Source organism: Pseudomonas gingeri (assembly GCF_013386165.1).
GTDB classification, from domain to species: domain Bacteria; phylum Pseudomonadota; class Gammaproteobacteria; order Pseudomonadales; family Pseudomonadaceae; genus Aquipseudomonas; species Aquipseudomonas gingeri_C.
In genome coordinates, this window is sequence record NZ_JACAOS010000018.1 from 141220 (window position 1) to 151051 (window position 9832).

6 protein-coding genes are annotated in these 9832 nt (G+C 63.0%); all 6 read left to right on the forward strand.

Annotation, left to right across the window (positions count from 1 at the left end):
- The first annotated feature begins 175 nt into the window (after positions 1-175).
- The 6 genes from HX866_RS22380 to HX866_RS22405 all read left to right on the forward strand — a co-directional run bounded on the left by HX866_RS22380 (position 176) and on the right by HX866_RS22405 (position 9824).
- Positions 176-979, forward strand: coding sequence for an ABC transporter ATP-binding protein (locus tag HX866_RS22380; protein WP_177140417.1), 804 nt, complete (start codon positions 176-178; stop codon positions 977-979).
- Positions 976-1956 (forward strand): FecCD family ABC transporter permease, encoded by a 981-nt coding sequence (locus tag HX866_RS22385; protein ID WP_371316801.1) that lies wholly within the window; start codon positions 976-978, stop codon positions 1954-1956. Before HX866_RS22380 ends, HX866_RS22385 begins: the two co-directional genes overlap by 4 nt.
- On the forward strand, positions 1953-2999 hold the full coding sequence (locus HX866_RS22390; RefSeq protein ID WP_371319278.1) for a FecCD family ABC transporter permease: 1047 nt from the start codon (positions 1953-1955) through the stop codon (positions 2997-2999). The genes HX866_RS22385 and HX866_RS22390 overlap by 4 nt, the downstream gene beginning before the upstream one ends.
- 28 nt (positions 3000-3027) lie before the next feature.
- A complete protein-coding gene (locus tag HX866_RS22395) occupies positions 3028-3978 on the forward strand; it encodes an ABC transporter substrate-binding protein (protein WP_371316799.1) in 951 nt (316 codons plus the stop codon).
- Positions 3979-4166: 188 nt separating this feature from the next.
- Complete coding sequence (locus HX866_RS22400) at positions 4167-5147, forward strand: TauD/TfdA family dioxygenase (protein WP_177140418.1); 981 nt, start codon at positions 4167-4169, stop codon at positions 5145-5147.
- A gap of 75 nt (positions 5148-5222) precedes the next feature.
- Positions 5223-9824: a condensation domain-containing protein gene (locus HX866_RS22405; RefSeq protein ID WP_177140419.1), complete on the forward strand. Its 4602-nt coding sequence runs from the start codon at positions 5223-5225 to the stop codon at positions 9822-9824.
- The last annotated feature ends 8 nt before the right edge of the window (positions 9825-9832 follow it).

Consider the following 9832-nt stretch of genomic DNA (forward strand, 5'->3'; position numbering starts at 1 on the left):
ATAAGTATTTACATTAGTATTGTTTTGTTTGTAAGCATTTGAATGCACTTGACCATGGCTTCGTGACAGAATCGACGTTCCTGAAGCGGGCCCGGCATGGGTCGGGAAGGCCGGATGGGACGTCCTTGTGCCCTTGCTGACAAGCGCGCACTACACGAATCATGGAATTGAGTTCATGTTAAAAGCGTCACACTTGAGTCTGCGCTTCGGTGGTTTGCAGGTACTGGATGATGTCAGCCTTGACATCCCTGTTGGACGCTTCACCGCGCTGATCGGCGCCAATGGTTGCGGCAAGACCACGCTTTTGAATGTCCTGGCCCGGATGCAGAAGCCCGACGCCGGCAGCGTCTCGCTGGCCGGCAAACCCCATGACGATTACTCGCGTCGAGCCCTGGCGCGCCAGTTGGCCTTGTTGCCGCAGCGCACCACGTCGCCCGCCGGTATGACGGTGCGTGAGTTGGTCATGCAGGGCCGCTTTCCCTGGCAAGGCTGGTGGCGGCAGTGGTCGGAGCAGGATCAGCGTGCCATTGACCAGGCCATTGCCCTGTCCGATATCCACAGCTTGCTCGACCGCTCCCTTTCGACCCTGTCCGGCGGCCAACTGCAGCGCTGCTGGATCGCCATGACGTTGGCCCAGGACACTCCGGTGATCCTGCTGGATGAGCCGACCACCTTCCTCGATATCGCCCATCAGATCGCCTTGCTCGAACTGCTTGTGGACCTTCGCGAACAGGGCCGGACCATTGTCGCCGTGCTCCACGACCTGAATCAGGCGGCGCGTTACGCCGACCACCTGGTGATGATGTGCAAGGGCAACCTGCTGGCCCAGGGGAACCCGCGTGAAGTGTTCACGGCGGCCAATCTCAAGCAGGTGTTCGATCTGGAGGCGCACATCATTACCGACCCGCATTCCGGCGATCTGCTCTGCGTGCCGAAGTCCACGCGCCCGCGGGCGGTCAGCGCCGAGGCTGTGTCGTGAGGCGTAATACGCCGACCCTGGTGGTGGTCGTGCTGCTGTGCATTGCCCTGGCCTCGATGGTTCATCTGGCCGTCGGTGCCAAGGACATTCCCTGGCGTGATGTCTGGCAGGCCCTGGTGGCCTATGTGCCGGGCAATCCCGATCACAGCGTGATTCGTGGCACCCGCCTGCCGCGTCTGCTGGTGGCCATTCTGGTGGGGATCAGCCTCGGGCTGGCCGGCACCGTGATGCAGGCGGTGGGTGACAACCCGCTGGCCGACCCCGGCATTCTCGGCATCAACAGCGGCGCCGCGTTGTTCGTGGTGTTCGGTCTGCTGGTGCTGCCCGGCAACGACATGTCGATGATTCCGTTGTTTGCCTTTTGTGGCGCGCTGACCGCCGCGTTCGGTGTCCTGATGCTGGCCGGACGCAGCCACAACCCGGTGCGCCTGACCTTGTCCGGGGCAATGATGGCGGCGTTGTTCAGTGCGATTACCTCGATCCTGTTGCTGCTCGATCAGCAAGGGCTGGACAGCCTGCGCCGTTGGCTGACCGGTTCGCTGGGTGTGACCGGAGGCAACATGCAGCAGTGGGTCTGGCCGTACCTGCTGGTGGGGCTGTTGTTGTGTGTGGTCAATGTCGGTGCCTTGAATGCGCACCGCCTGGGCGCGCAGGCTGCGGCCGGCATGGGCGTGAGCCTGCTGCGCATGCGTGTCTGCGGCTTGGCGTCGGTGGTGTTGTTGTCCGGCTGCGCGGTGGCGCTGGCGGGACCGATTGGTTTTGTCGGGCTGGTGGTACCCCATGCAACGCGCTTGCTGGTCGGCGATGACTACCGCCGGGTGCTGCTGATCGCTCCGCTGCTGGGGGCCTTGCTGCTGATCCTCGCGGACATCGCCGCGCGGGTGATGGTACGTCCCTATGAATTGAATACCGGCATCGTCACGGCGCTGCTCGGTGGGCCGATCTTCGTGGTGCTGGTGTTGCGGAGGATCCGGTGAGCGAAACCACAGTAGGCGCCTTGCGCCGGCCCTCCGCCTGGCGCCTGGGGCGAACGCGGGATCTGTGCAGTGGCGTGCTGCTGCTGTTGGCCCTGATCGGCATGGCCCTGTATTCACTGACCGTGGGCAGTTATCACCTCGGCCTCGGCCAGGTCTGGCAGGCGCTGATCGCGCCGGAGCAGGTTGAGGATTCGGTGCTCAATGTGGTCTGGGAGTTGCGCTTGCCGCGCATCCTGCTGGCGATGACGGCGGGGGCGGCCATGGCCCTGGCCGGCTTGCTGCTGCAATCGTTGACGCGCAACCCGCTGGCGGCCCCCGGTTTGGTCGGAGTCGAGTCAGGTGCCAGCGTCACCATGCTGTTGATCCTGGTGCTCTGGCCCTCACTGTTGCCGTTGTCGTTATACCCGCTGGCGGCACTGATCGGAGGCCTGTCGGTGGCGGCTTTTGTCATGGCCTTGTCCTGGCGCCGGGGCATTTCACCGTTGCGCCTGATACTGGTCGGTGTCGGCCTCACTGCCATGCTCAGTGCCGTGGCGGACCTGCTGATCACCTACGGCAACATCGACCGGGTCGAATCGGCGCTGATGTGGCTGGGTGGCAGCCTGCATCGCGCGGATTGGGGTCATGTCCGGAGTATGAGCCTGTGGCTGTTGCTGGCGGGGGGGCCGCTGCTGTTCTGCCACCGTCCGCTTGACCTGCTGCAATTGGGCGACAGCGTGGCCATGAGTCGTGGCTTGAACGTCAGTGCGTTGATGGGCGGTCTGTTGCTGTGCAGCGTGATGCTCACCGCCGCGGCGGTGGCCAACGTCGGCACCATGACCTTTGTCGGCCTGATCGCGCCGCACCTGGCCCGGCAATTGTGCAATGAGCGGCATGGGCCGTTGATTCCGCTGTCGGCGATGTCCGGGGCCTTGCTGGTGCTGTTTGGCGACACGCTGGGGCGAGGTCTGTTCACTCCCCTGCAACTGCCGGCGGGGCTGGTGGTGGCGGTGATCGGCGCGCCTTACCTGATGATATTGCTGGTCCGTCAACGCAATCGCTGACGGTTATTTTTTCGACGGGAGATCAAGCGTGGCGAAATGGGCGGGAAACGGTGTGTTCGGGTTATGGGCGCTGCTTGGCGTGGTCTTGTCGATCGGGATGGGGTCGGCGAGTGCCGCTGAAACCCGGGTCTTCGAAAACAGTTTTGGGCGCACGGAAGTGCCGGTGGCGCCGCGTTGCATTGTGTCGCTGCACGACCTCAGCCTGACCACGCAATTGCTGGAACTGGGCGTGACGCCCTGTGGTTCGGTCGGACGCAAGAAACTGCTGTCGCCGGTGCTGTTTCGCGGCGCGCAACCACGTTTCGATGTCTCGAAGATCCAGTATGTCGGCTCCCAGCAATCGCCGGACCTGGAAGCCATCGCCGCGCTGAAGCCTGACCTGATTATCGGTTTGTCTTATCACGCGGACATCCGCGATAAGCTGAGCAAGATCGCCCCGGTGGTGCTGTTGCCTGTGCGCGAGGGCAATATCAAGGCCTACGCCAAGGAGCTCGCCGACCTGGTGGGCAAGCAACAACGCTATAACGAAATGCTCACCGAGTATCAGTCGGTGGTCAGTGAATTCAAGAAACGGGTGAAAGACCCGGCGCGCATCACCGTGACCACGCTGGAGGTTTACCCCGACAGCTTTCAGTTGATCGGGCGGGGCGGCATGGACGATGTGATCGCCGATTTCGGCCTGGGTCGAGTCGCCGCTTATCGCGAAGGCAAACCCAATGTGCCTTATAGCCTGGAGCGCATCGGTGACTTCGACAGCGACTTCATTATCGACACCTACGAAGAGTTGCTGGATTCGGAAGCCAGTACCGCTGACTTCCGCCGTTCCCCGCAATGGCAGAACCTGTTTGCGGTGAAAAACCGTCAGTTCCTCTACCTCAATCGCAGTCGTTACGCCGACACCCTGCAGGGCCTCCTGGGGTCCGCCTACCTGCTGTTTTCCCATATCGGCGAGCGTGAGGCGGTCTTGAAAGGCCAGTAATAGAGCCTTGTACGCATCATTCATGGGTGCCGTGCCGCCGATTGCATGCGGTTTTCATGGCACCCATCACAAAAAAATCAGGCACTTGTCATAAATACTAAATGTGAATCATTATCTATTGCTGTTGTGTAGTGTTTGTATTAGCGTACACACACTGAAAAGCAGCCAACACGGGTTGATGATTGCAAATGGATATTGAATTGGCAGTGCCTGTTGCCCGTCTCAACGCTCAAGCCGAGGTTCTGCCTTACGTCCTTCAGGCCGACGCCAGTGGTGTCTCCTGGCGTGAACAACTGGACGTCATCCAGCGTACCGTGGAGCAGCAACTGCCGATGTCCGGGGGTGTGCTGTTTCGGGGTTTCCAGTTTGACGGCGAGGCGGATTTCGAAGCCTTTGCCCGTAGCTTCGGTCACGATCTGCTGACCTATGACTACGCTTCGACGCCCCGCACCAAACTCCACAGTCGCGTCTACACCTCCACCGAATACCCCGCACACCAGGTCATCCCCCTGCACAACGAGCAGTCGTACTCGCGCAACTGGCCGATGAAAATCTGGTTCCATTGCATCAAGGCTTCCGAAGTGGGGGGTGAAACGCCGATCGCCGACAGCCGGGTGATCTACACACAGATCGATCCGGCGATTCGCCAGCGTTTTGCCAACAAGCGCCTGATGTACGTGCGCAACTATGGCAACGGCCTGGACTTGAGCTGGGAGCAGGCGTTCGGCACCGAAGATCGCGCGCAGGTCGAGCGCTTCTGTCGCGAAAACCACATCGATTTCGAATGGCTGGACGAGGATGAGCTGCGCACCCGGCAAGTCTGCCAGGCGGTGGCACAGCACCCGGTTTCCGGCGAGTGGGTGTGGTTCAACCAGGCGCATCTGTTCCATATCTCCAACCTGGCGCCGGCCTTGCGTGAAACGCTGATTTCCATCGTCGGCGAAGAGGGCCTGCCGAGAAACGTGTTCTACGGCGACGGTTCGCCCATCGAGGAATCGGCGCTGGAGCATATTCGCGGTGTGCTGCAGCGTCATCAGGTGAGTTTCCCCTGGCAGGGTGGGGATGTCCTGATGCTCGACAACATGCTGGTGGCCCACGGTCGCTCGACCTTTCAGGGCACTCGCAAAGTTGTGGTCGCCATGGCCGAGCCTGCATCGGTCGGTCAATGACCGATAGCGCGTCACTCTTCTAAACCAGAGGCAGCACTGCGCCTGCCTCTGCAGACAAGCCAACAAGGAATAGAAATGCTCGAAGGTCTGATGCAGGGCTGCTGGTTGCGTGGAATTCGTCTTTCGGTCCGCGATGGGCAGTTGCATATGGATGCCGCGCCTGAAGGGGTGTTGAGCGCGGAATTGGCTGAGCAACTCGACGCGCAGCGCCCGCAGGTGGTCCAGTGGCTGATTGCGCACCCCGAGTATTTCACCGCGCGGCCGCTGACTGACAACGAGCAGGCACTGTTCTTTCTGCACCGTATGGCTCCGCAGAGTTGCGCCTACAACATTGCCTACGCGGTACGCCTCAATGAGGCATGGCTCGACGCCGGCTTTTCCGCGCGCCTGGAGCGCGCCTGGCTGACGGTACAGGCCCGTCATCCACAGTTGTGCAGCGCTTTCGCCGAGCGTGACGGTCGACCGCTGCAGTGGTATCGGCAGCCCCGTCCCCGTCCGCTGGAACACGATGATCTGCCGGCCGCCGACGCGGCATCGCTGCAACAGCGCGTGGCCGAACTGGCAGACAAACCCTTCGACCTGGAAAGCGGTGAGGTCAGCCGCGCCGTGTTGCTGAGCGTGCCCGGTCAAGCCGCCGTCCTGGTCCTGGGCATTCACCACATTGCCTCTGACCTGGAGACCTTCTACATCATCGCCGATGAGCTGTTCGCGCTGCTCAAGGGCGAGCCCCTGGGCGACGTCGATCCCGAGGCCTATCACCATTGGTGCAGCGAACTGCAACTGCAGGCCGATCTGCGTGAGCCCGCGCAATTGGCGTGGTGGCAGGCCGAGCTGGCCGAGGTGCCGACGCTGGAGTTGCCGACCGACTTCCCTTACGGCAGCAGCCAGGCGTTCAAGGGCGGTGAGATGAGCTTTCGCTTGCCCGGTGCCGATGCCGAACGTTTGCGAGCGGTGGCCCAAAGTTTCGGCGTGACCCCCTTTGCGTACTGGTTTGCCTTGTTTCAGCAGTTTCTCGGCGTCCTCAGTGGCCAGCAGGATTTTGTTCTCGGCACGCCCAGTGGCTGGCGCCTGAAACGAGCGCATTCGCGTCTGCCGGGGTATCTGGTCAACCCGTTGCCGGTTCGTTGCCGCCTGCGCCCCGAGTTGTCCAGCGGGCAATGGGCGCAACAGGTGGCGCAGCAATTCAAGCAGGCGCTGAGGCAGCGTAAATACCCGTTTTCGCGCTTGATCAAGCAACTCGACCTGCCGCGGCAGATGGGCCGTGCGCCCTTGTTCCAGCATATGTTCACCCTCAACCGCGAGCGCACCGCGCCTTTCGAGCAGGATGTGCAGCGCCTGCTCTCGGAGCAGCGCGGCGCCGCCCATGAGCTGAACCTGGTGGTGATCGACGACGAACAGGGCTTTCTTGGGCGTTGGCGCTACAACGAGGCGCTGTACCGACGTGAAACGGTCGAAGGCTATCGCGACCAGTTCAACGCATTGGTCCTGGCATCGATCGAGCAACCGGATGTGCCCTTCAACGAGTTGGCCTGGCTGTCGGACCGGCAGCGCTCGCAGGTGCAGGGCGAAAGCCTGGCGCTGCCGGTCGATAACGCCTGGCAGGCCTTCGTGCAGCAGTGTGCACAGCGCCCGGATGCGCTGGCCATCGAAGACCAGCAGGGCACCTTGAGTTACCGCCAGTTGGCGGCCGCCGTGCTGGGGCGTAGCGAACGCCTGCAGGCGCTTCAGGTCGGTGTTGCCGATCGTGTTGCGCTGTGCCTGCCGCGCAGCCGTGAATTGGTGATGCACATGCTTGCCAGCTGGCAGTCGGGCGCCACCTATATGGCCCTCGATCCGAACTGGCCGGACGCACGCCTGCAGGGTATCTGTGAAGATGCCAGCCCACGGCTGTGGATCTCCCAGGGGCAGCGTCCGCAGTGGCTGCCGGCTTCGGTGCAATGGTTGGCACTGCCCGAACCCGGCCAGGGCCAGGCTTTGGCGGCAGGCACCTTGCGTACGGCGCTGCCGGCAGGGCAGGCCGCGTATGTGGTCTATACCTCGGGCTCCAGTGGCCAACCCAAGGGGGTGCAGGTCAGCCAGGGCAACCTGATCCATTACGTGGCCGGTTGTTTGCAGCGCTTGCAGTTAGGCGTCGATGCCAGCCTGAGCAGCCTTGCCAGCTGTGCCACCGACCTGGGGCATACGGCGTTGTTCGGTGCACTGTTGAGCGGGCGCCGTTTGCGTTTGCTCGATGAAGAGCTGGCCTTTGATGCTGAAGCGCTGGCACAGACGCTGGGGCAGCAGCCGGTGGACCTGCTGAAGATCGTGCCATCGCACCTGAATGCCTTGCTGATTGCCAGCGAACCGCAACGCTTGTTGCCGCGCCAGTGCCTGGTGGTCGGTGGCGAGGCGTTGAGCGAGGAACTGGTGGCGCGTGTGCGGGCCCTGGCTCCGGGGCTGCGCATCCTCAACCACTACGGTCCGAGTGAAACCACGGTCGGTGTGCTGACCCAGGACATCATCCCGCAAGAGGCCATCAGCCTCGGACGGCCACTGCCCAATGTCAGCATCAGCGTGCGCGGGCCGAACGGTGCCGTGCTGCCCGTCGGTGTCATCGGCGAGCTGTGCATCCAGGGACCGACGGTCGCCCTGGGTTATCTGCGGGCACCCGCCAGCGATCTGCAACGTTTTACCGAATATGGCTACCGTACCGGCGACCGGGTACGCCTGAATGCGCAGGGGCAAGTGCTGTTCCTCGGGCGCCTGGATGAACAGGTCAAGATCCGTGGTTATCGGGTCGAACCGGGCGAGATTGCCGAGCAACTGCGCGGTCTGGAAGCGGTCGGCGATGCGCGGGTGCTGAACATTCCGGTCGCCCCCTCGGGCAATCGCCTGGTGGCGTTTGTGTTGGCAGCCGAAGCCGCGCTGCCGGGCATTCAACAAGGCCTGGCCGCGCGCTTGCCGGACTACATGCAGCCGGCCCGCTGGTTTTGCCTGGAGGTGTTCCCGTTGCTGGCCAATGGCAAGGTCGATCGTCGGGCCCTGGTGTCCCTTGCCGAACAGACCGTGCCACAGACCGCCGTATCGGCTACGGCTGAATCTGCCGGGCCGACCAATAGTGTTGAACAGCGCTTGCTGGACATCGCCGCCGAGATTCTCGGCAAGCCGGATCTGCGCCTGGACGACAACTTTTTCGCCGTGGGCGGCGACTCGATCCTCAGCCTGCAGATTATTGCCCGGGCCAAACAGCAAGGCCTGAAGCTGACCCCGAAACAGATCTTTGAATTTCCCAGCGTCAGTGGTTGGGCCACGCGTGCCGTAGATCTGAGCCTGAAGCGTGCGCCGGCGCCGAGCTATTCGCTGCCCACCGAGGCCTTTGCCCTGACGCCGATCCAGAACTGGTACGTCGACCATCAGATCGGGGCCCCCGCGCACTGGAACCAGTCACTGCTACTGACCCTGCAACAACCGCTGGAGGCGGCGCGTTTTGCCGAAGCGGCGCGCAGCCTGTTGCAACGGCATGCGAGCCTGCGCCTGATGTTTGCGCCGCGAGCCGACGGGCAGGGTTGGGAGCAGCGTTACCAGGCCCTGGACGAGCGTGGGTTGTCGACGCTGTTCGAGGTGGTCGAGGCGCCCGTCGACGATGCGTTGTTGGAACATTACCAGACCGGCATGCAGTTGGACCGCGCGCCGCTGATCCGCTGGGTGTATTTCAGCCACAGCCAGCAACTGCTGTGCACTGCCCACCACCTGATCATTGATTCGGTGTCGTGGCAGATTCTGTTGCCGGAACTGGAAAGCCTGTATCTGGGCGACAAGGCCGCGCTGACGCCGGTCAGCGCCAGCTTCCATCAATGGGGCGAGGCGCTTCAGGCCCACAGCCGCAGTGCTTCGCTGCAGGAGCAGCGCGGCTACTGGCAGGAGCAACTGTCGGCCGAGCACGCACCGGCCGCCGTCGACAATCGCTATGGCAGCAGTCGAACCCTCGACAGCCAGCTTTCTGCCGAGCTGACCCAGGCACTGCTTGGCGATTGCCACGATGCCTATGGCACGCAGGTGCAGGACCTGATGATCGCGGCCCTGGCCGAAACCCTCGGCAGTTGGCTGGGCCGCGAACGCATCACCATCGAACTGGAAAGCCACGGTCGCAGTGCCTGGGAACAGGCGCCGGACCTGTCGCGCTCGGTGGGTTGGCACACCAGTCGCTACCCACTGCTGCTCAGCGTTCATGACGACACCGAACAGTCCATCGTCGCGGCCAAGGAGGCCTTGCGCCGGGTGCCGGAACAGGGCATCGGCTATGGCCTGTTGCGCCAGGATCCCGCCAACGGGCTGGGGGCCGCGCAGTTGCTCTCGTTCAACTACCTGGGGCGTGTCGATCAATGGCTGGGTGCTTCACGCCTGTGGCAACTGGAGCAACCCTTGTGTCCGGGGATGCGCGCGGCCGACGGCCGGCGCAGCCACCTGCTGGACGTCAATGCGCTGGTGATCGCCGGCCGCCTGCACATCGAATGGCGCTATGCGCCGGCGCTGCATGACGTGGCGCTGGTCGGCGAATTGGCGCGGCAGTTCCAGCAGCGGCTGGGTGCGCTGATCGAGCATTGCCTGGCGCCGGCCGCCGGTCGCGCCACCGCCTCGGACTTTGCCGATTCCGGGCTGTCCGACGACGAATTCCTGGGGCTGCTCGAGCAACTGTAACAGCGCCT